This is a genomic window from Gimesia sp., from assembly GCF_040219335.1.
GTDB lineage: Bacteria > Planctomycetota > Planctomycetia > Planctomycetales > Planctomycetaceae > Gimesia.
This window is the reverse complement of the sequence record NZ_JAVJSQ010000022.1, coordinates 50,979-73,100: the sequence shown is the minus strand read 5'-3', so window position 1 is coordinate 73,100 and position 22,122 is coordinate 50,979. Positions and strand designations below refer to the sequence as shown.

At 51.8% G+C, this 22,122-nt stretch carries 13 protein-coding genes; 12 read left to right on the top strand and 1 reads right to left on the bottom strand.

Annotated elements, in window-relative coordinates:
* The first annotated feature begins 83 nt into the window (after positions 1–83).
* Together RID21_RS18985 and RID21_RS18980 are read left to right on the top strand one after the other, a co-directional pair.
* Entirely contained in the window at positions 84–3,437 is a 3,354-nt protein-coding gene (locus RID21_RS18985; protein WP_350191542.1) for a spermine/spermidine synthase domain-containing protein, read from the top strand.
* 262 nt (positions 3,438–3,699) lie between these two features.
* Positions 3,700–5,577, top strand: a complete 1,878-nt coding sequence (locus tag RID21_RS18980; RefSeq protein WP_350191540.1) for a hypothetical protein — start codon at positions 3,700–3,702, stop codon at positions 5,575–5,577.
* A gap of 36 nt (positions 5,578–5,613) precedes the next feature.
* Here the strand turns inward: RID21_RS18980 and RID21_RS18975 are convergent, their stop codons facing one another.
* Entirely contained in the window at positions 5,614–6,615 is a 1,002-nt protein-coding gene (locus tag RID21_RS18975) for an EF-hand domain-containing protein (protein ID WP_350191538.1), read from the bottom strand.
* Between the two features lie 436 nt (positions 6,616–7,051).
* On the opposite strand from RID21_RS18975, the gene RID21_RS18970 reads away from it, so the two are divergent.
* The 10 genes from RID21_RS18970 (at position 7,052) to RID21_RS18925 (ending at position 21,647) form a co-directional block, all read left to right on the top strand.
* Positions 7,052–10,816, top strand: coding sequence for a secretin N-terminal domain-containing protein (locus RID21_RS18970; RefSeq protein WP_350191536.1), 3,765 nt, complete (start codon positions 7,052–7,054; stop codon positions 10,814–10,816).
* A gap of 52 nt (positions 10,817–10,868) precedes the next feature.
* A complete protein-coding gene (locus RID21_RS18965) occupies positions 10,869–12,551 on the top strand; it encodes a GspE/PulE family protein (RefSeq protein ID WP_350191534.1) in 1,683 nt (560 codons plus the stop codon).
* Positions 12,552–12,614: 63 nt separating this feature from the next.
* Positions 12,615–13,823, top strand: coding sequence for a type II secretion system F family protein (locus RID21_RS18960; RefSeq protein WP_350191532.1), 1,209 nt, complete (start codon positions 12,615–12,617; stop codon positions 13,821–13,823).
* Between the two features lie 91 nt (positions 13,824–13,914).
* Positions 13,915–14,367, top strand: coding sequence for a type II secretion system protein GspG (locus RID21_RS18955; protein WP_350191530.1), 453 nt, complete (start codon positions 13,915–13,917; stop codon positions 14,365–14,367).
* Positions 14,368–14,412: 45 nt separating this feature from the next.
* Positions 14,413–15,033 (top strand): prepilin-type N-terminal cleavage/methylation domain-containing protein, encoded by a 621-nt coding sequence (locus RID21_RS18950; protein ID WP_350191528.1) that lies wholly within the window; start codon positions 14,413–14,415, stop codon positions 15,031–15,033.
* On the top strand, positions 15,030–15,482 hold the full coding sequence (locus tag RID21_RS18945; protein WP_350191526.1) for a type IV pilus modification PilV family protein: 453 nt from the start codon (positions 15,030–15,032) through the stop codon (positions 15,480–15,482). Before RID21_RS18950 ends, RID21_RS18945 begins: the two co-directional genes overlap by 4 nt.
* Positions 15,479–16,405: a type II secretion system protein GspJ gene (locus RID21_RS18940; protein ID WP_350191524.1), complete on the top strand. Its 927-nt coding sequence runs from the start codon at positions 15,479–15,481 to the stop codon at positions 16,403–16,405. The genes RID21_RS18945 and RID21_RS18940 overlap by 4 nt, the downstream gene beginning before the upstream one ends.
* 21 nt (positions 16,406–16,426) lie before the next feature.
* Positions 16,427–18,133: a type II secretion system minor pseudopilin gene (locus RID21_RS18935; RefSeq protein ID WP_350191522.1), complete on the top strand. Its 1,707-nt coding sequence runs from the start codon at positions 16,427–16,429 to the stop codon at positions 18,131–18,133.
* Positions 18,134–18,201: 68 nt separating this feature from the next.
* Positions 18,202–19,686: a hypothetical protein gene (locus RID21_RS18930; protein ID WP_350191520.1), complete on the top strand. Its 1,485-nt coding sequence runs from the start codon at positions 18,202–18,204 to the stop codon at positions 19,684–19,686.
* Positions 19,687–19,748: 62 nt separating this feature from the next.
* Positions 19,749–21,647 (top strand): putative Ig domain-containing protein, encoded by a 1,899-nt coding sequence (locus RID21_RS18925; protein WP_350191518.1) that lies wholly within the window; start codon positions 19,749–19,751, stop codon positions 21,645–21,647.
* Positions 21,648–22,122: the final 475 nt, after the last annotated feature.

Sequence of the window (22,122 nt, the reverse complement as noted above, 5' to 3'; positions counted from 1 at the left end):
GGACTCTTAAAGAATGACTTAGAGTATGAAACTTTAAGCCGTGATGCAATTCCGATTGATCAATAACGACAGGCAAGGAAGCCATGATACGTTCGTTTGCTCAAAATCTAGTCAAATTCACTCTCACTCTTGCTCAGACGCGATCAGGGTTCGCTTTCCTGTCCGGGTGGATTTGCGGTCTCTTTCTGCTCGCCTGTATTCAGCGTTTTCAGACCCTGGTTGGAGAGCATCTGTCTGTCGTTACAGGCATCGGTCTGGCGACGGTCATGGGAATCTGGCTGGGATTACCTTCAACCGTATCAGAAAATGTCAATCGCGAATCTGAAACGACGCTCTGGAAGCAGAAGCGATTTCGGACCGGCATCACATTGGCTCTGTTTTCAATCTGGACACTTTGTTTTCCAATACTGCTCTGGCAGTTCAACCAGATCCTACATCTGATCTCACTGGATCAGATTTCTAACCCGGTCTTTTTAACGGGACTGATGACACTTTCTGCCATGGTTCTCCTGCTGCCTGTTGTTTTCTGGACAGCCCGCATCTGCTGGTTCTCAGTCAGAACTTCACTGGAACAGCAGTCCGCAGGTAGTGCCCCCCTGGTCTCCCCTGTTGCACGTTTTCTCACCGGAGTGACACTCGCATTGCTGTCGGCAGTCTATTGCCTGGTTCCCGCGTTGGGCTGGAATCTCACATTAGGGATCGCAGCAGGCACCGCTCTGCTGATTGTAATCAGTCCCTGGTTGCGCAAGCTGGCCACTCGATACTTGCCCGGTATGATCAGCTGGCTGAAGTCTATGACCACTGACAGTTCGTTGAACGCCAAAACCGATTCCAAAAATGGAAGTATGCAGTGGAAACATTCCCGACTGCTGGTTGCCAGCGGCTTCCTGGTCAGCCTGGCGACCGGTTTTCTGACTGTCATTATTGAGCGTGTCGTCTTCCAGTTGTATCCGGACTCACTCTATTTGAAAGTGACTGCCTGGGCGGCGTTGCTCGCAGGCGTCAGTGCAGCCTGGTTCTGGATCGAAGCGCGTAGTGCAGCGCGAGGTTCACAACTCGCATCGCGCTTAACCCTGGGCGCTGCATTGATCGGAGCAGCGGCGCTGGCACTGTTCCCATTCCTGGTGAACTGGATGCTGTATGCCAACGCTTACATCGAATTTGCATTTCTGCTGGCGGTGATACGCGGCGGGCTGTTGACGCTCTTCCTGGCACCTTTGGGCTTCTGCTGGGGTGGTTGGATGAAGCTGTCGATTACACGTCAGTCAGACAGCACTGACAACACTTCCGTCTATCGTCTGCCGGTCTGGCAACCTTTCTGTTTGCTGGCAGGATTGCTCTGTGGGTCCTGGTTGCTTGGTACCGCACGCGTGGATCTCAAAACACTGTCTCTGGTGACTACGGGGGCTTTGTCCTGCTTGTCACTTCTGATCTGGGGTGTCCAGTTCCGCTTCCCCCGCTCACGCTGGCAGACAGCTGGTGTCAGTTGTGCTCTGGTCCTGCTGGTTGTCCTTAACTCCGGGTACAATAATTATGATCCGCATCGTTCTACGAAACTTCTGTTTTCTACGAATACATTCACGGGACTCCGTTACGGCTTAAAACCGGATCTGCTCCCCTACATGGACGAAGGTCGCTGTCTGTCAGAAGTAGAAGGACCCCACGGAACATATACTGTCTGGTCCTATCATGAAAACCAGCTGCAAATTCGCCGCAGCGGGCTGCCTGTAGGAGTCACCACTACCGATGCAGGGCTGTGCCCCCATACAACAGGGGAACTGATGCCCTTTGTGATACCGGTAACGTTGCATGACCGCCCCGCCGATGTGTTGTTCCTGGGACTGGGATCGGGAGTGAGTCTTAACTCCAGCCTGGATTTTCCCGTGCAGCATATCACCTGTCTGGAACATGATCCGGGACTGATTCAGTTATATCGGGATGAAATTGCTACTCGTAATTCGATCTCGGCACTGGATTCTGACCGCGTCACTCTGGTGCAGTCCCCTGTCGCTCTGGCCATGGCGTCGCGTGCAAAAACGACTGCTACTTATGACCTGATTATCAGCAATCCCGTGCAGTCGGTAGTCGCTCAATCTCAGTCAGAGTATACGGCTGATTTTTATCGAAATGTCTCCCGGCATTTGAAAGCAGGGGGTATGTTCTGCCAGCGTTTCCAGCATATTGACTTTGGCGCACAACCTCTGCGGGTGATTGCCCGCACATTTCTGTCGGAATTCAAACAGGTGATGGCTATTGAGATTGCGAACGGAGAAACTCTGTTCCTGGCGACCAACTCCGAAGAAGGTTTTATTCGCCCCGGTCTGATGGATCGCCTGCAGGCACCCCAAGTTCGTCGCACGCTGGCACAGGTTGGTTGGGACTGGTCAGTTCTGTTGAACCTGGCCGCCTACTCCAATGAGTCTCTCCAGCAGATGGTGGCAGATCAGCCGACCTCGGTAAACAGTTCAGCGACAGGTCAATTTGCATTTACTCTGCCTTACGAAATGATGCGCTGGGGATTGAAGCGGGAAGAAGTTCAGCAGATGGTGAGCCGTGATCAGCGGACCGAACGACTGATTAACTGGATGCATAATGAGCAGGACGACCCGATCGTGCTCCGTAGACTCTCCGAAGTCACAGCCCAGAACAAACTGATGGTGCAATATCCGGATCAGTACTGGAAATATCGCAAGCCGGCCAAAGAACAGATCACTGACAACCCTCGATCACTGATCAGACAGGTCGCTGCTGAAGGGCTGAATGAGAATGATTTTATCCACAACGAAGATAAACGCCGGATGCTCTACTTCAAGGCGCTATCCGATGCGATGGCGAAACCTTCTCCCTCGGTAGAATTGATTACGCGCGTTTCCCGCTTTACTTCGATCTATGACCCGATGATAAGTTACTTCATGCACGATGAAGTCGCTGAACTATATAGAAAATCTGATGATGCTCCACCGGAGCTGGAATTTGCTCATCGTCTGCACGCAATCAATTACGGCGCAGGCTCTGACCGTTCGATCAACTCGGTGGTCCGGGCGATTGAACTCGCTGCAGAGAAATCGGAACTCTTCCAGGAGACCGGGCAGCAGTGGGATCACCTGAATGGCCTGTTACAGCATTTGAAGACCCGTTGGGACAATCGTTCCCAGGCTCCGCCAGTGACGTCGAAGCAGGCGTTGCATGATATCGAACTCAGCATGTCCGCGATTGACCTGGCGTTTGAGACCATGGAAGAGATCCGGGAAAATGCGGGGATTTCTGAACAGGAGTGGTCTTTGCGCAAGAAAGTTCTGGATCGGACCCTGGTTCGCCCTCTGGAGACTTATCATCAGCGCGTACTGCCACACCATTATAAGCAGGACAGGAATAACCGACAGGAACGTAAGAAGCTCCTGGATAATCTCAACCTGCCCCAAGTGCCGTCTCTGTAACACATCGGTGTGTCTCACAACTCAGACGTCCTTGCGACTCACGCTGATCTAAAATTCCAGATTCCCTGAATCTATTTGATTTTTTCAGGGGTATACAGGATGATAGCGTGACAGCAGGCCTGTCTCGTCCCGGCTTCTCTGGCACAGAATATTGCATAAAATCAGTAGCTGTGCCGGTCTCGAAATGCAATCAGATCTTGTGGGCGATGGGCCGGGCTTCTGAAATATTCTGGTGAAACTCACGTCTGTGAAAAGGGATCGTATGATTTTTCCATATTCTGCTCCGAGCTTTACTCAACGACAATTCGGCTGCCGCTTCGTGTTTAGCCTGACCCTGCTGATGGCCCTGTTCTGTTGCGGCTCATTACAGGCACAGGAGTCGGACCAGAAAAAAAAGGATGAGGAGGCGGATAAAAAAAGTCAGTCCGTCGAAGCTCTCTTGCCCAAACCTGTCGTCGTGGTGAATGTTGCCAGCGTGGAGCGGATCCTGCAGGATATCGACTTCATTTTTGAACTGGCAGAGCGACCTGAAATTGCTGAGATTGCATCGGCCTCACTGGCAAATGTAAACGACCTGGAGGGGCTTGATCAGAATCGGAATCTGGGTTTCGAATTGTACTTGAAAACAGGCCTGCTGCCTCAGCCGGTATTCATCCCTTATTATCCCGTCTCGAAAATCAGTTCCTTCATCGAAACTTTTCAGAGTATTCTGCCCGGTTTCATGAATGCAGAAGAGCGTCTACCCCGCGAGGAAGGTTTGTATGTAGTCGAAGCGGGCAACAGCGCCTTTTACTTTCGTATCGAAGATAAATATGCCCATCAGTTTCATCAGCGGGGAGATGCGGCGCTCGATCTGGAAGTCTTTGAAACACATCAGTTCAAAGATCCTGCCCAACAATATCAGCAGCTGACGACTCAATTCGACGCCGCAGCACAACTTGATATGAGTTCAATTCCAGAACTGATGCGAACCACGTTTCTGGGATTTTTCCGCACGGCAATCGAAACACAGTTGCAGCAGCGGGACGGTGAATCCAATGCGGCTTACGAACTCCGGAGAATGTCGGGCAAGCAGAACCTGGAGAACATTGAATATTTTCTCAATGAAGCGCAGCAACTGACACTGGGAGCCCATATCGATAAAGAGCAGAAGCAGGGCTTCGTCGATCTGTTAATCAAGGCCCGTCCGAACAGTGACCTGGCACGCAGCATGAAAAATCTGCCAGGCCAGGCTAGTTACTTCAGCGTCGTGACAGCCCGTGAAACGTTACCGCTGGCGGCGTCTGTTTCCATGATCATGCCTCGGCGTGATCGCAAAACCTATCTCAATTATTTGAATTATTTTGAAACTCAGTTGAGCGAAAAATTGCTTACCGCCGATGAGCGGCTTCAGCAGACGAATTCCGTTCAGCAATTCTTCGCCCCAGTCAAATCCCAGGTAAACAAAGGCCATCTTGATGCTTTCGTGCAACTGGTCTCAACCCCGTCGAAAAAATTTGCCCTGATCGGTGGCATTAAAGTCGCTCCGTCGTCAAACCTACCGGCTGCTTTACTCGACATGATCAATCGTGTGGACAAAAATCCTGACAACAAGGCCCGCATTTATACAAACGCAGAAACCGTTCAGGGGATTGGCCTGCATCAGTTACAACCTGATGTTAAAAATGCCGATGATCGACAGCGACGATTCCTCGGCGGTGTCCCCTCACTTTATGTGGGCGCTGATTCTGAAGTCATCTGGTTTGCGATGGGAACCGAGATCGCGGTTGCCGCTCTGAATGAAGCGATCGAGCGGATCCACACTGCGACCCCCGAAGAACGCAAGGTCCAGCGGACGGCTCCGTTTCAGTTTGAATTCCATATCAAGCCCTGGCTGCAGTTATTCTCAGAAGCCGAGATCAATGAAAGTGAAATCATGAAAATCCTGGACGGAATCTTCACTTCAGAAAATGATCTGGTGCTCATCACAACTCAACCGACTGATACCGGAGTCCGCTCCCGTTTCCAGTTTGACGAGGGCTATCTGAAGTTGCTGGGAGTTTCCATCGGGAAACAGTTTGACCGGAATCAGGAACGTCGTTCGCGACGCAACAGGGAACGCGAACAAAAGCGAGACGCTCAACCCCAGCCGAAACCATGACTGTATCAAAGTGGTATCTGAGCGTTGTCGGCCAGATCAATCTTTTTTGATTGCGATATAATGCTTGACAAACTGTTCCTGCGACATGGTCACAGTCAGGTCGATGCTGGCTTCTTCGAACATGCGTCGCATGGATCGGCTCTTCTTCCATTCTTCTGGAGAGATGGAATTGTCTTTGTCGCGATCCAGCAGTTTAAAGAAGTAGTTTGCCTGGCTGACCATGGGGTCGGAACTGGGGGCCACAGGTTTTGTTTCTGCTGTCGGCTGGGCAGACTGTTCTGCTGATTTGGGTGCTGAAGCTGGAGTCGTGCTCGCAGAGGACTCCTGTGGAGCTGGCTGGGAAGTTCCTGATTGTCCCGAGTTCAAGGCGAACATGAATGAAGCAGCACTTCTCTGAGGGGTACCCGCTTTGGAGAGCTGAATTTCCTTCGGAGTCAGAAACCCGTCACCGTTGAGGTCCATGGAGAAGAACTCTGACAACTTGCCGGGGTTGTTTTTCCGCCATTCATAAAGTCCGATCTGCCCGTCCTGGTCGGTATCATGGGGTACAAAATCCGAATTCAGATCCACGGTAGTCCGTACCGGTTTGCTGGGTTCCTTTTGTGAACTGCTGGAGCGGCTGCGTGAATCGCCCTCGTCACGACCTCGATCTGATTGGAATGATCCGTAGCGTCCTCGCATGGAGTCCCGATCAAAGCCGCCTCGCGAGTTATCATCGCGGTCATCGTCGTCATCACCCCGGGAACGGGAAAAGGAGCTGGGCGGGCCACCGAAACCAGAACCACCAAAGCTGGGACCTCCAGAACCGCGGGAAAAACTGGAGCGACGTCGGTCATCACTGTCACCACCGCCGAAAGAGCCACGACGGCTCCGCATCTGTTCCATCACACGTGGCATGACACGTTCATATTCCTGAGCTGTCATGCTGCGGGATGTATCAACGCCCGCTGATTCGAGCATCTCTTTAAAGCGTCCCGGCATCCGATCGAATTCATCGGGTTCGATGACACCATTCCGGTTGCGATCCAGAAAGGACATGAACCCTCGTGAACGACTGTCACCTCCAGGCTGCGCATATGACAGATCAGCACTGAACGTTACCAGCAGTACAACTGGAACGAAATATCGGACAAACCGGAACATTTTCTGGCTCCACATGAAATAGAGCGGTCTTTCGAGTCAAAAACCGTGTTTAATAAACAGAGACAGGGATTTTGCGCATCTTTTGAAATAAGCTGTAATAACCCCGTTTCAGACTCTAACATAGAAACACCAGACCTCTGAGAAAAGATCGCTTCATTCTGAGAGAATCGGTAGATCTTTGAAACGGTTCATAACTCCTTGAAGTATAAGGTGATACTAACTGATTCGAATTTTTTATCTCGTAATTGATTTTCTGCAGTTCTAGCATAATGATCAAAAGAATATCTTATTTGCACTTCTTTGCCGTTTTATCGCAGAATCGTGATTGAATATGACTCGTAAAATGAAATATCAGTTCTTCCTGCTCAGCGTACTCTCTGTCACCTTCGTGTGTTCAGACTCTGTACACTTAGTGCTTCTTGCCCAGGAACCTTCCAGTGACTCTGAAGACCGAGGTGGTTTTGGAGGTCGACGGGACCGCGGAGGCTTCGGCGGCGACCGAAGTCGTTTTGGTGGCAGAGGTGGCTTCGGAGGCGACCGTGGCGGTTTTCGCGGTGGATTTGGTGGAGGTGGTTTCAGCGGCTTTCGTGGGGCGATTGGCTTCATGGTGACGCGTGAAGAGATTCAGAAGGAACTTCAGCTCACCGAAGATCAGATCAAACAGCTCCAGGAAGCAGCCCAGTCAATGCGTCCCAGTCGCGAGTCGATGGAGCCCTTCATGAACCGCATGCGGGATGCCCAGACTGATGAAGAGCGGACCAAGGTCCGCGAAGAAATGAGTGCTTCCTTTGAAAAACAGCGTACGGAAGGCGAAGCCAAACTCTGGGGTCTCCTGAATGAAAAGCAGGCAGCACGCCTGAAGCAGCTGCAGCTGCAGGAAAACGGCTATCGTCAGCTGACTGATGACGAAACCGCCAAACAACTCAAAATGACCGCTGAGCAGTTGGCGAAGATCAAAGAGCTTGAAGAGCAGCGCTCGTATGCCCGTCGGGATCTGGGGCGACGTGCTACTTCGGAAGAACGGGAAAAAGTGCAGCAGGAATTCGACCAGAAAATTGAGGCGGTCCTGACACCAGATCAAAAGTCTCAGTGGAAGCAGATGCTCGGTCCCGCACTGGTCACTTCAGAAAGCACAGCGACCCCGGGAGCGACGCCCTCTGTCAGCAGTACTCCCGGAGCTGCTCCGCGACCAAGACCGCAGATCCCCATTGAACCGGAAGGGCTCAAGCCTGAAGACCGCAGCATCTCTTTCGGTGCTAAACCAGTGGCAATGAATGAAAACGAAGCGGATGAGAAAACCGTCCCTGCGAAAAAGCCGGGTGAAGTTGGCAAGATGTCGTTCAACTTCCGTTTCGCACCCTGGGGCGATGTCCTGAAGTTGTTTGCTGAGTCCGCAGGCTATACGCTCGATCTCAACGATGTGCCCCCGGGGACCTTCAACTACTACGATCAGGGTTCTTACAGTCCCACCGAAGCGCTGGATATCATTAACGGATATCTGCTGCAGAAAGGGTATGTCATTGTTCGGCGGAATCAGTTCCTGGTAGTTTTGAACATCGATAACGGCATTCCACCAAACCTGGTACCCATCGTCGATGCCAGTGAGCTACCCCAGCGAGGCAAAAATGAACTGATGAGTGTGAGCTTCCAGCTGGAGGGAGTCGACATTGATCAGGTCGCCAAAGAAGTCCAGGCCATTCTGGGCCCGCAGGGTAAGTCCGTTGCACTGAAAACCGCCAATTCGATTATCGTTACCGATATCGGCAGCAACCTGCAGCGTGTGAAAAAACTGCTGGAAGGCGCCATTGCGAATGCCGGTCCTACCGATCTCGCATTCCGCGCGTTTGAATTGAAGTTTATCGATTCCAATGAGGCTGAGAAAATTGTGCGTAGCCAGTTCGGGCTGCCCTCGGCTACCCAGAATGTCAGTGCCAGCTCGTCCTCTTCTTCTTCACGCTACTACGATTATCGACGTCGCAGCAGTCGAGACAGTTCTCCACCTCCTCAGACGCCGACGAAAGATACGACAACACAGGTGACAGCGGACCCGCGTACTAATCGGCTGCTGGTAACTGCGACACCAGCCCAGCTTAAACTGGCGGAAGAAATTATCAAATCGATTGATGTCGACGAAGGCAACATGCTGGCCCCCGGTGGAAACAAGCCTTACTTGCGGGTTTACTCTGTCAATTCTTCGGATCCGCGGGAAGTGACCAAGACCCTGGATGCGATGATGCCGGGAGTCGTCGTTAATGAAGATGGTCGGAATAATAAGATTCATATCGTGGCGACCCCCAAGGAGCACCAGGAGATTGATGAATTAATCCGGCAACTGGATGGCGAAGGGGGCAGCCAGTCTGTCTCAGTCATCAACCTGAACAAGCTGGATCCCCTTTCCGCAACCACAACCTTGCGCTCCCTGTTTCTGCGGGATGGAAACGACGCTCCCACGATCGAAGCCGATCTTCTGGGACGGCGTCTGTTGATTCGGGGAACTCCGGATCAGGTGATTCAGGTCAAAGCCCTGCTGGCGCAACTGGGGGAGGATGGTACTGGCAGAGCCCAGGATGACTCAGATCGTGGTCCCATTCGCACGATCCCTCTGGGAGGTCGGGATTCGCGTGAAATCATGCAACTGATCGATAAGCTCTGGTCAGCCTCGTCCGGGGATGAAAATCCGATCCGCATCGTTGTTCCATCACAGGAAAGTCAGATTCGGGAACGTGTGTTGGGAGAAGATGAGAACCCCACCCGGAACCGGGGTTTTCGCAATCCATCACGGAATATCAGCACTCCGCTGGATCGACCGATCAAGCAGGAACGCCGGAAAGCCGATTCCGATCAGTCTCGCTTTCTGTTCACAGCCAGCGAGCAACAGAAAGAATCAGAGTCAGGGGCGAAGTCAGAATCAGAAAAACCTGCTACGGAATCAGAGAACAAAGCAACTGAAGCCGCCGTCGATTCTACAAAGAAAAATCCGATCGCGGTTTCCACCAACGGGGATAATTTGATTATCACATCCAACGACCAGGAAGCCCTTGATCGACTGGAGAAAATGATCGACGCCTTGACCCAGGCGATTCCTCCTAAAAATCAATGGACGGTATTTTATCTCCGTTCTGCCGATGCGACAGCCACAGCTAAGATGCTGGAAAGCCTCTTTCCCAGCAGTTCCGTTTCCGATACTGCCAGCGATTCCGGAATGTTCAGCGGGATCTCTTCGATTGGAGGCGGGCTGATGGATGCTACCGGACTGTCCACACTGGGGATGGGGCCGCAGACGCTCCGCATTATCCCCGAGGCACGTTCCAATGCTCTGTATGTCACAGGACCTCCTGATAAGGTGCGTTCGGTCGAACAGATGCTCAAAGTGCTGGATGCTTCTGAACTCCCCGACTCACTACGGGATCGTTCACCAGGCATTATCCCGGTGGAATACGCGTCTGCAACGGAAGTCGCGAATATCGTCAAAGAGCTTTACAAAGACTATATGGAAGCTCCCCGCCAGCAGAATAACTCTCGGGGCGGCAATCCCTTTACAGCGATGATGGGCGGACGGGGATCTCAGAATTCACAGAATGCACAGCCCCCCGAAGCCAAGCTGGCCGTCAGTGTGGATGCCAACGCCAACCAGTTACTGGTGTCAGCGAACGACTCTCTTTTCCAGGAGATTGAATCTCTAGTACGCGAGCTTGATTACTCTGCGCAAATGTCACGCAAGTCAGTCCGGGTTGTCACCTTGAATAACGGCAACTCGGCACTGATTCAGAATGCCTTAACCTCCTTGCTTCCCAATGTCAGTGTCAGTACCACCGGCAGCGATTCGCGTAAGAAAACAACCGAACCAACTCCCTCCAGCTCAAACCCGTCGGATAACTCCTCCGGATCAAGCGATCGTGGCGAAGAAATTCGACGCTTCTTCGAACAACGGATGCGGGAACGCATGGGTGGCGCATCGCCGGGTGGTGGTGACTCGGGCCGTGGTTCTTCCGGTTCACAGTTTGGTGGTCGGTCCTCACGTGGTTTCCGATTTCCCGGCAGCGATGGTGGCTCCCGTGGTGGCAGCAGCCGTTTCGGTCGAAGCCGTGGACGATAAACATACCTGAAATCATCTCCTGAAAAGTTCGTTATCCCATCGAGTCGAATCCATGGAAATCAGTGATATTCTCCAACGACGTGGCATCCTTGACGAACGCCAGTTGCTGTTAGCCCAGCAATCGGCCAACGGTCATCGTCTGGACCGCGTGGTGATGGAGATGGGGCTCGCCTCTGAAGAAGATCTGCTCAAAGTTTTCGCCGATGAGTTGGGCATGAAGTATTTCGAACTCAAAGACTATCAGATTGATACCCAGCTGCTGTCGCAGTTTCCAGCAACTCCGATCTTTCGTCATTCCCTGCTCCCCCTACAGCGTGAAAATGGACGAGTGCTGGTCGCCTCTGCCGACCCGTTTGACTTCGAAGCCCTGGATGAACTCAGTTCGCTCAGTGGTGAAGTACTTGAGCCGGTGCTGGCGTTGCATGAAGACGTCGTCGATCTGATCAAGCAGAACCTGGGTGTTGGCGGCGATACCATCAACGAACTGGTCTCTCAGAAAGCGGCTGAAGACGGCGTTGAACTTCTGGAAGAAGTCTCCGAGGAACATGGTGAACTGGCCGACATGGCACAGACGGCCTCGGTGATTCGTCTGGTTAACGAACTGCTGGTAGAGGCGCTGCAGCAGCAGGCCAGTGACGTGCACATTGAACCGCATGAAACCGGGCTGGTGGTCCGTTATCGCGTGGATGGTTTGTTGCGGGTACAGTCGGTGCCACCAGAGATCAATCATTTTTATTCAGCGATCATTACGCGTCTGAAAATCATGGCGCATCTGAATATCGCGGAAAAACGACTCCCCCAGGACGGACGCATCAAACTGCGAGTTACGGGGCGTGAAATCGATGTGCGTGTTTCGATCATTCCCATGATTTACGGCGAAGGAATCGTACTGCGACTGCTCGATAAGGAACGCATGGTTTTTCGTCTGGATAATGTGGGCTTGAATGCGGAGATGCTGTCCACGTTCCGCGAAATGATCGAGCTGCCTCACGGAATTATTCTGGTGACCGGACCTACGGGTAGCGGGAAAACTTCAACGCTCTATAGTGCTTTGAATGAGATCAAAAGTCCGGAAACGAAAATCATCACGGTGGAAGATCCGGTCGAGTATCACAGTGAAGGGATCAGCCAGATTCAGGTGAATTCCCGCATCGGATTGACTTTCGCAGCCGGACTGAGAAGTATTTTGCGTCACGACCCGGATGTAGTTTTGATCGGGGAAATTCGTGATGGAGAAACTGCGAACAGCGCCATTCAGGCATCGCTGACCGGGCACCTTGTTTTCAGCACGCTGCACACCAACGACTCACCCGGTGCTTTTACCCGTCTGGTTGATATGGGAGTGGAAGCATACCTGGTGGCCAGTACGGTAGAAGCCGTTCTGGCTCAGCGTCTGGTGCGTGTCCTCTGTAAACATTGTAAACGACCACATCAGCCTCACCCGGATAAAATTCCCCCGGACTTTCCCCTGGAACGGATGCAGGAAATTTATGAACCTGTGGGGTGTCGACACTGTAGAGAAATGGGATACTCGGGGCGTATTGGTATCCTGGAACTGCTCATAAATGATCCTGTTATACGAAAATTGTGTACCGAACACGCCAGCTCAGGCCAGATTCGCGATTACGCGCGAAAGAATGGCTGGCAGACCTTAAGGGATGCCGGTTGGGAAAAGGTCCTCGCCGGAATCACGTCGATCGATGAGATCCTGCGGGTCACCAAGGGAGATATTTAACTCGCACTCCCGCAGAGAGGAAAAAGTGTTGAGTCCAGTTAGTAAGTAATTGAAGTCAGTCAGATGCCCGAATTTCAGTATATCGCACGAGAAGCAACAGGCCGCCAGGTGACCGGTGTGCTTTCTGCTGCCAATCAGCAGGATGCACTGAATTCGCTGGCTGCCAAGAGTCTGTTTCCGGTCAAAGTCGATCTGGCAGATGCGGCGAAAGCGCAGCTGAGACGGTCTGGTAAACGGGTTCGGGCCCGCTATCTGTCTGTTTTTTATACACAGCTGGCCGACTTGCTCAAATCGGGGGTGCCTCTCTTACGCTCATTGGAACTGTTGAACCGGCAATCGACCAACCCGTCGCTCAAGCAGGTACTCGAAGAGGTTCGTGCGGAAGTCGCTGACGGAACCCGGCTGGCAGTCGCGATGGGGCAGCATCCCAAAGTCTTTTCGGAACTGGCAGTGAGTATGGTACGTGCCGGCGAGGAAGGCAGCTTCCTGGAAGACGTCTTAAAGCGAATTGCCAGCTTCACGGACCATCAGGAAGAACTCAAAAACCGGGTAGTCGGTGCGATGATTTATCCCGCGTTCCTGACCACCTTCGGAACTGTGATCGTCAGCTTCCTGCTGGTTTACTTCGTTCCCAAGTTTGAACCGATTTTTCAACGAATGTCTGAGCGAGGCGACCTTCCCTGGGCAACCACAACACTGCTTGGTTTCAGTGCCTTTATGCAGTCGTACTGGTTTCTGATTTTTTTTGCGATCGTTTTCGTGGGAGCCGCGGTTTATAAATATCTCGAGACAACGGAAGGCCGTCTGAAATTCGATCAGTTCCGGTTGAATGCCTATGGCCTGGGAGCGATTGTTCGCAGTCTGGCTATCGCCCGTTTTTGCCGAATTCTCGGGACCCTGCTGGCCAATGGTGTACCCATCCTGCAATCCCTGAGAATCGCCAAGGATGCCGCTGGTAATAAAGTCATCAGTAATTCGATTGGTGAAGCTGCAGAGAGTATTTCTGCCGGAAAATCGATTGCCCAGCCTTTTGCCCTTAGTGGTCAGTTCCCGGAAGAAGTCGTCGAAATGATCGCCGTTGGTGAGGAAGCCAACAACCTGGAACAGGTGTTGATCGATATCGCAGATAACATGGAACGCCAGACCAACCGCAAGCTGGATATGTTTGTGCGAATGCTGGAGCCGCTTATGCTGCTCATCATGGCCGCTGTGGTCGTTTTTGTGATGCTGGCATTACTTTTACCGGTTTTCCAAAGCTCTGGTTTAATATAATAGTACGTGACAAGTCATTGGTTTTATCTTACTCGGGTAGAACCCAGAACATTCCCTTCTGGAACAAGTATAAAGTAAAAAGGATGGAGACATGAAACAAATCAAGATTCACAACAAACAACAGCGGCGTGGTTTTACCCTCCTCGAAATGCTGATCGTGCTGGGCATTATTCTTGTGATCGCTGCGATGGTCGTTCCCAACCTGCTGGGAAGCCAGAAAAAAGCAAATATCAAAGCGACCCGCGCCAGTATCCATAATCTCGAACAGGCATTCAAACTCTATGCCGCCGAGAATAATGGTGAATATCCTCAAGGCGGACCGGAACAGTTGCAGCTGTTGCTCGAACCCGTCAGCTCGGATGGTCAGGCGGCTGAACCCTTTATTGAATCTCTGCCACTGGATGCCTGGGGGCAGATGTTCCACTACGAGTACCCCAACAATAAAGCGCAGTCCACCAAACCAGCCATCTGGTCCTCAGGCCCCAATCAGCAGGACGAAAACGGCTCCGGCGATGATGTTAATAACTGGGAGCAGACAGAATAGTTTCTGTCCCGTTCCAGTCTCTGATTTTACCAGAGGATATACCACGTGATCTACCAACAGTACCAGCCAGGAAAACAGCATTCACGACGGGCCGCTTTTACGCTGCTCGAGATGCTGCTGGTCCTGGCTCTGCTGCTGGTTCTGGTCAGTGTCGTCTGGCCAGCTGTGTTGCGGATCAGCGCGAGCAACCGGTTGCGACAGAGCATGCAGGATCTGAATTCCGCCTTTGCTGCCGCCCGGGTGCGGGCCATTGATCAGGGGGTGATGTATCAGGTTTTTCTGGAACCGGGAGGGCGGCAGTATCTGGTCGTTCCCGTCGATCAGGGACTGCTGGGAGGCGAATCTTCTGGAGCCAATACGGGTACCATCGCGACCAGTCAATCTGTGCTCTCGGGGAAGTTGCCCGAGGAATTCCAGTTCAGCCAGGAAACTTCCGCAGTTGTGACAGAGGCGGCAGTCCCCTATGCCTGGTTATCAAACCTGCCAAATTCAAAAGACTGGAACTGGATGCAGGGAGCTTTCCCCATCACGTTTTATCCGGATGGGACGGCTGCTTTTGATTTGAATCAGGATGTTCTGAAAGATAAACGTTCCGTGGCCCGCATTCAACTACGCGGCCTGACCGGGACGACCACGGTTTCCTACGGACAGGGGAAATCGTCATGATCAGCATTCCAACACAAAAACGCACACGTACCGGGCTGACCCTGCTCGAGGTCTTAATCTCACTGGCGATTTTCCTCGGCGCACTCACTGCCCTCAGTCAGTTGATTGGCATCGGTTCCCGGGCAGCAGTGCAGGCGCAGTTACGAACACAGGCAATACTTAAATGCCAGTCAAAACTCGCGGAAGTACTGGCGGGAGCCCAGCCTCTGGAAGCGGTCTCCCAGGCTGCCTTTGAAGATGAAGAAAACTGGAAATGGAGCCTGGATGTCCAGCCTGGCGCCTACGAGAACATGCTGCAGTTAACAGTCAGAGTACTCTACTCCGGAGCTGGAGAAAGTGTAACGACCAGCTATCAGCTGACACGACAGATTCGAGATCCGGCAATGCTGCTCGACGCAGCCAACACCGTGGAGTCAGCTTCAGAGCTGACACTGGAGGAGCAGCTATGAAACGCTCCCGGTCGCATAAGCATGTTCACATGGTACGATTACCCGGGTTCACCCTGCTTGAAGTCATCCTGGCCATCGGACTGACCAGCCTGCTGCTGGCTGCCATTTATTCTGCTCTGGATCTCTACTGGAAATATACGACGCTGGGGCATCGCCAGGTGGAACAGGCTCAGATTGCGCGGGCCGTCTTCCAGAAAATATCACATGATCTGCACTGTGTGACTTATAGACTGGAGACAGCAGAAGAAGAGACGGAGGGTACAGGCTCTGCTGATTCAGAGACCGAAGAAGCAGAAACCGTCGAAATCCAGGTGACCAGTACCGATGATGCCTACACTTCGGGAAACATTGGTGTGTATGGCGATAGTCAGTCTCTCGTGCTCCACACCAGCAGACCAGCCCGCCAGCCTCTGCTGCTCTCTTCGAATTCAGGAGCAACCACCACGCCGAGCGTCCGTAGTGATCTACTTTCCGTATCTTACTTTCTGGCAGTTGTGGGGGCCGGAGGACTGCAAGGGGCCGCCGGCGATCAGTTTCGGAATACTTCCGGGAGCGGTGAAGATGTGCAGGGAGTGGCTCGTCTGGAAGGAGACCGGCTCTCAATGAGCATGGCGGATCAGGCTGCGGATCTCGAGCAGATGGCATCACAGTCAGAACTCCTGGCGCCGGAAATCAGCAGTCTGCAGTTTCAATATTTTGATGGCAGCGACTGGCTTGAGCTTTGGGACAGCACTGAATACGGGACCGTACCGCAGGCAATCAGAGTCACAATCGGCTTTCGCAGCGACCTGCAACAGACAGCGCTGAAGTCTGTGAACGAAAAAATAAATGGTTACAACAATACCTACAGCATGGTGATTGCGCTCCCGCTGGCTCTACCTGCGGTTTTACAGACCACAGAACAGGACACCAGTTCGTTTTAATCAGAACTCTGATAATAATCCATGAAGTACACCGTCAATTCACAACCTGATTTTCGTAGTAGTCGACAGACACCTGTCGGCAGGCTGTCGGAACGCGCAGGTAGCACTTTGCTGGTCGTGCTAGTAGTCGTGGTGATGCTCAGTCTGGGGGCGTATACCTTTTCGGAACTGATGATCGTGGAGATCGAAGCCACCAACAGTTACGGTCGGGCGATTCAGTCTCGGGAGCTGGCGCTTTCCGGAATCGAACTGGCGGCTGCCTATGTTGGAGATCGTTCTGATGTTGATGGCTGGAATTCGTATCACAATCCGAGTCAGTTTCAGAATATCAATCTGATTCCCAGCGATGTCCCCCGCGCGAGTGGCTATTTCAGTGTTGTTGCCCCGGTCATCTCAGACGCACAATCAAAAACCATTCGCTTTGGTTTGAGTAATGAATCCGGCAAGCTGAATCTCAATATTCTGGCGACAGAAGAGGACAATGAACTGGATGTTGAGGCAATCACCGCGGTTGACCGTCTGATGTATATTCCGAATATGACTGAGGAAATTGCCTCAGCGATTCTGGACTGGATCGATGAAGACGATGATCCACGTGCGTATGGGGCTGAGAGCGATTACTACGGCACCCTGGAATCACCTTATTACGCAAAAAATGCCCCGCTGGAATCACTGGATGAACTGTTGCTTGTCCGTGGCGTGACTCCGGAACTGCTCTATGGTGAAGATGCAAATCGCAATGGTATTCTCGATCCGAATGAGAACGATGGCGATGCCACGCTGCCCCTGGACAATGCAGACGGTGTGCTGGATGCAGGCTGGTCAGCTTATCTCACAGTACACAGTCGAGAGATCAATATTCGTCCGGATGGCTCTGAGAAGATTAACGTCAATCAGACCATGCTCACGGAACTCTACGATCAACTGGAGACCGAACTGGGACCTGATGAAGCCCGGTTCATCGTCGCTTTCCGAGTGAGTGGGCCCCTGCAGACTGCTGAAGATCTGGACTCGGGGCCAACCTTGACAACCGTGGGAGGCAGTACCTCGGAACAACAGGCCTTAAATGAACTGGCGACCGGTCTGGCCAAAGCAATGTTTTCGGAAGAGGGAGTGACGGTCACCCGCGGGGGCATGGACCTGTCCGCCGGAGCCGCATTCACAATCAATTCCATTTATGATCTGGTGGGATCAGAAGTTGAAATCGAAATCGATGGAACCAAGACAACACTGACCAGTCCCTGGCCTGCAGATGCGGCCAGCATGACGACCAGTCTCCCGATTCTCCATGACATGTTGACGACCACAAAGAATCAGTACATTGAGGGACGAATTCAGATCAGTGAAGCCCGCCTGGAAACTCTGTTGGGAATTCCCGAAATGGATGAAACGCTGGCTAATGCGATCGTAAGTTCCCAAATGACTGCTACAAACGGAGCCCCTGCCACAGAAATCAGCCAGGCACGACAGACAACGGGATGGCTTGTGATTGAAGGTCTCACGACAATAGAACAGTTACGAAAACTGGCCCCCTATATCTGTAGTGGCGGTGATGTCTTTCGCGTGCAGGCGCTGGGTTATTTCGGTCAGTCCGGACAGATGACCCGCATGGAAGCCATTATTGATGGAACTTTTATTCCGCCACGTATTACCTATGTTCGTGATTTAAGTAATCTCGGTGCAGGCTATGATCTTTCGACCGTACAGGGAATGTCACCGGATCAATAATTGCTGAGTACCAGACAAACCGGCAGTCGAATTCAGCCTGTTTGAACTCGTTTATTGAGAATTTTATTATGGCAGATTATCTGGCAATCAACTGGGACAAATCGAAGCTGACTGGAATCGAAGCGCATGTCGGTGTGACCTCGGTCTCCATCAAACGTACCTTTGAAATTACCTGGCCTGATCAACATCGTCCTGCGCAGGATCCGGTCTCTGCCGGTAGCTGGCTTAAGAATGAACTCCACCGTCTGGGAGTCTCCGCGAAGCAGGTCCTGATTTCGTTTCCCCGTCACGAATCCACGGTTCGCCTGATCGAAATTCCCGATGTTCCTCTAGATGAAATTCCGGAAATCGTCCGGTTCCAGACTGCTACAAAATCTTCTGTCCCTCTGGGACAACTAATGCTCGATTACCTGCTGATGCCGGTTCAGGAAGGTAAGACCACCCGCGAAGTTCTTGTTGTCAGTATCGGGAAAGACTTACACGACAAAGCTCTGAAAACATTTCAGTCGATGGGGTTGGAAGTCGTTTCCACCGGACTCAGCTCCGTCAGTGCTGCGGAATGGGTTGCCCATACGACAACGGGAGATCTGGAATCGCCGACATTGATTCTAAATTCGACTGACGATTATCTGGAAATGTCATTGATCCAGTCGCGACGGTTACTGTTTACCAACTCCGTACCGGTTCCGATAGCAGACGGAAATATTTCGAATCAGACAATCCAGACCGAACTGAAACGTTTTCTCATGGCACGTAGTGCCCAACTGGCTGGCCAGGATATCGGTTCCATTACTCTGATCGGAGATGAATCCCATCTGCAGCCACTCATTCAGGATCTACAGGAACAGTATCTGTGTCCGGTTGAAGTTTTGAATCCGTTGGTGTCCGTTACGACTGCGGAGAATTCAGAGACCTCTCCTTTACCTGGAACTGTGTCAGGCCCGCTGGGACTCGTCTATGCTCGGCAGCACAAACGTCTTGAAACAGTTGATTTTCTGCATCCCCATAAAGCCGAAGAAAAGCCAGACCGCAGAAAACTGCAGATTGCTCTGGGAGTTGGTGGACTGGCGTTGATCGTATTGACGGCGTTTTTCCTCACACATCAGCGGGTCTCAGAACTGGATGAAGAAATTGCAGAGCGGCAAAAGGTACAGCGCGATCTCGATGAACTGCTCAAGCGGGGCCAGCCCACCCTGGAGTCGGTGGCTGTGATCGAAGAATGGGAGAAATCGAATTCTCCGACCTTAAAAGTATTTCAGGAACTGGAACGCGTATTACCGGGAACAGACCGGATCTATTTGAGTGAGCTCTCTGTGAGTCGTTCCAGCGGCCAGTCATTGAGCCGGCTGCGTACGACTGGCAATGCCAAAGACGATCTGGATGTGAGAGATCTGAATCAGCAGCTCTCATACAATAATTACCGGGTCCATCCCAAACGAAGCAATAATCTGACGAGCGATACCGATTATCCGGTTCCCTTTGAAATTGATGCAGAACGCCTGCCGTCTCAAGAAACACCTTCAGCAAAGACGGCAACGGAAATAAAAAAATAATGCCAGCAGTTATTAACTGTCTGAGCTGCCACGATCTTGATTAGTGTTGAATGTAAAAAGTTATGCAGAAACGAGAAAAAATACTGGCTGCGATTTTTGGGACCATCATTCTGGTCTGGCTCGGGATGCCTGTGATTAACAGCACCTTCATCGAACCGGTTCAGACACGGCAGAATCAACTTAAGGTATTGAATCAACAGATCGATCAGAAGGAGAACAAAGAACTGGAACTGCTCCGCTCTGCCCGACAACTGGGTGACTGGGTGGCGCATAGTCTCCCTCCAGACGAGCATGACGCGCAGCGTCTTTACCTCGAATGGTTGAGCGATCTAGCGGAACTCTCGGGTATTACCAATCTGAAACTCTCACCCGGGCGGCGGATTCGAGAAGGAAAAACCTATATTGCGATTCAGGTGTCGCTGGAAGGGACTGCAACCTACGCTCAGCTCGCTCAGTTTCTGCTGCACTTCTACCAGACAGATTTACGTCAGAACATCATCAATCTGGAATTGGACAGCACCGGGACAGCAAAAGCAGATCAACTCGAATTGAAGTTAACCGCGGAAGGGCTGGCGCTGAGTAAAGCCAGGCCGCGCGAACAGCTGTTTCCGCGTACCAGGCTGTCTGAGAGTCTGAATTTTGATGCAACCAGTCTGAAGCTGAATGGGGCTGAGGAATTCCCGAACGAAACGCCGTTCCGCGTGCGGATTAATCAGGAATTCCTGACAGTGAATGCGATCAAGGGTGATAACTGGACAGTTACCCGTGGTGCCAGCCAAACGGTACCGGCGCGCTACGATGCAGGGACTCCGGTCGAACTGGCTCCCATGAATCAGACAGCAGAAGGAAGTACGAAGCTGCAACAGCCTCTGACCCAGGATGCTCAACTGCTCAAGGTTCTGTCGGATCGCTATTTCCCCTCTGGCGAGAGCTTCCTGATCAAAATTGATAACGAAATTCTGAATGTGAGCAGTCGTAGTTCAACAGAGTGGACTGTCCAGCGTGGTGTGCTTGATACCAGACCAGCCTCGCATAACAAAGGAGCGGCTGTAACTCAGGTGCCGGAATACCTGCAGGCATTGTATGACTATCAGAAGATCGCTGATAACAGTCCTTTCGCCAAACCGGTTCCTGATAAGGTCTATCAACTGGAACTCCGCGATATTGGGAAACAGACTCTGATCAGAGGTAGCTCCCTGGATCTGTCCCTGCCTCTTGCAGGGATCAATCCCTCACAGTCAGCACCGAAGATTTCAGTCAAATCAGATTTACCCGGCATTGTGGCCCAGGCTGGAAAACTGCAATGGGCACCGGCAACAGAACAGAAGACCGGAACGTTTCCCGTGACTATCACTGCCACTCAAGGCGATCAGAAAGTTGAGAGAACGTTCGAGATCGAGTTTCTGGAAAAAAATACCGCCCCTCAACTGGAATCGGTAACTACTGTGACGGCATACCAGACGCGCCCCTTAACGCTCCAGGTAAAAGCGACCGACTCGGATCAACCTGCTCAGAGACTGACGTTCGAATTAGAGTCAGGTGCTCCCGAGGGTATGCAGATCAATGCTCAGACAGGTGAGTTGACCTGGACGCCGTCCGTTGCGACAGAAATGAAAGAATACCCTGTGACAGTCAAAGTTACCGATTCCGGGATACCGTCTGCGTCCAGCACACAGAAGCTGACAGTCAAGGTCACGTTGGATGATGCATTTTTTACATTTTTAACAGGCAGTATCGAACTGGACGGCCGTCGAATCGCCTGGATCCGCAATCGCGCTACCAATGAAAAACGAGAAGTCAAAGAGGGGGATTCAATCGAAGTTGCAGATTTACATGCGGTTGTGAAAACGATCACTGATCAACACATCGTTCTGGAAATAGACGGAAAGCCCTGGATGCTCTCTCTGGGAGAAAATTTCAGATCTCTGCGAAACCTGGCCTCGGTTCCCGTGTTAAATTAGCGCCACATCCCCTCTCTCTCATGTGGCATTTGTAAAAACAAAACCATCCTATCTACGTAGACTTACCTCTCCTTTTATCAATCCAAGATGTCCTATTTTGCCTGTCGGTATTCGCCAGCAATGTATTTCTTCCTGCGCCTGTATTCCGAGTGGCGTTGTAAGTTACTGATAAATCTGCGCTTAACGCGATAGATGTCCGGTTTAAAAACACCGACTTTCTTGGCAAAATCAAAACCTTTGTTCAATGTGAATGTTAAACTTTACCGATAATAACGATTGTAGGGATTCTGTCGGAGATGATCTCGCTCGAGATGCGTCCACTTTCCCGACCTTTAATTCCTCTCGTTCACTTCTGATTCTAATGGGGTGCCCCCTTGTTTTCTTACAATAGAATAGTCAGAAATATTTCCAGACATCTGCGTTGTCTGTTAGCGATTCTTGTGCTGTGCGGTCCCTCTCTCGCAGCATACGCTGA

Excerpts from the sequence above, each read along its gene's own strand:
- RID21_RS18985 (WP_350191542.1), top strand. The coding sequence starts at position 84 with ATGATACGTTCGTTTGCTCAAAATCTAGTCAAATTCACTCTCACTCTT.
- RID21_RS18980 (WP_350191540.1), top strand. The coding sequence starts at position 3,700 with ATGATTTTTCCATATTCTGCTCCGAGCTTTACTCAACGACAATTCGGC.
- RID21_RS18975 (WP_350191538.1), bottom strand. The coding sequence starts at position 6,615 with ATGTCCTTTCTGGATCGCAACCGGAATGGTGTCATCGAACCCGATGAA.
- RID21_RS18970 (WP_350191536.1), top strand. The coding sequence starts at position 7,052 with ATGACTCGTAAAATGAAATATCAGTTCTTCCTGCTCAGCGTACTCTCT.
- RID21_RS18965 (WP_350191534.1), top strand. The coding sequence starts at position 10,869 with ATGGAAATCAGTGATATTCTCCAACGACGTGGCATCCTTGACGAACGC.
- RID21_RS18960 (WP_350191532.1), top strand. The coding sequence starts at position 12,615 with ATGCCCGAATTTCAGTATATCGCACGAGAAGCAACAGGCCGCCAGGTG.
- RID21_RS18955 (WP_350191530.1), top strand. The coding sequence starts at position 13,915 with ATGAAACAAATCAAGATTCACAACAAACAACAGCGGCGTGGTTTTACC.
- RID21_RS18945 (WP_350191526.1), top strand. The coding sequence starts at position 15,030 with ATGATCAGCATTCCAACACAAAAACGCACACGTACCGGGCTGACCCTG.
- RID21_RS18940 (WP_350191524.1), top strand. The coding sequence starts at position 15,479 with ATGAAACGCTCCCGGTCGCATAAGCATGTTCACATGGTACGATTACCC.
- RID21_RS18935 (WP_350191522.1), top strand. The coding sequence starts at position 16,427 with ATGAAGTACACCGTCAATTCACAACCTGATTTTCGTAGTAGTCGACAG.
- RID21_RS18930 (WP_350191520.1), top strand. The coding sequence starts at position 18,202 with ATGGCAGATTATCTGGCAATCAACTGGGACAAATCGAAGCTGACTGGA.
- RID21_RS18925 (WP_350191518.1), top strand. The coding sequence starts at position 19,749 with ATGCAGAAACGAGAAAAAATACTGGCTGCGATTTTTGGGACCATCATT.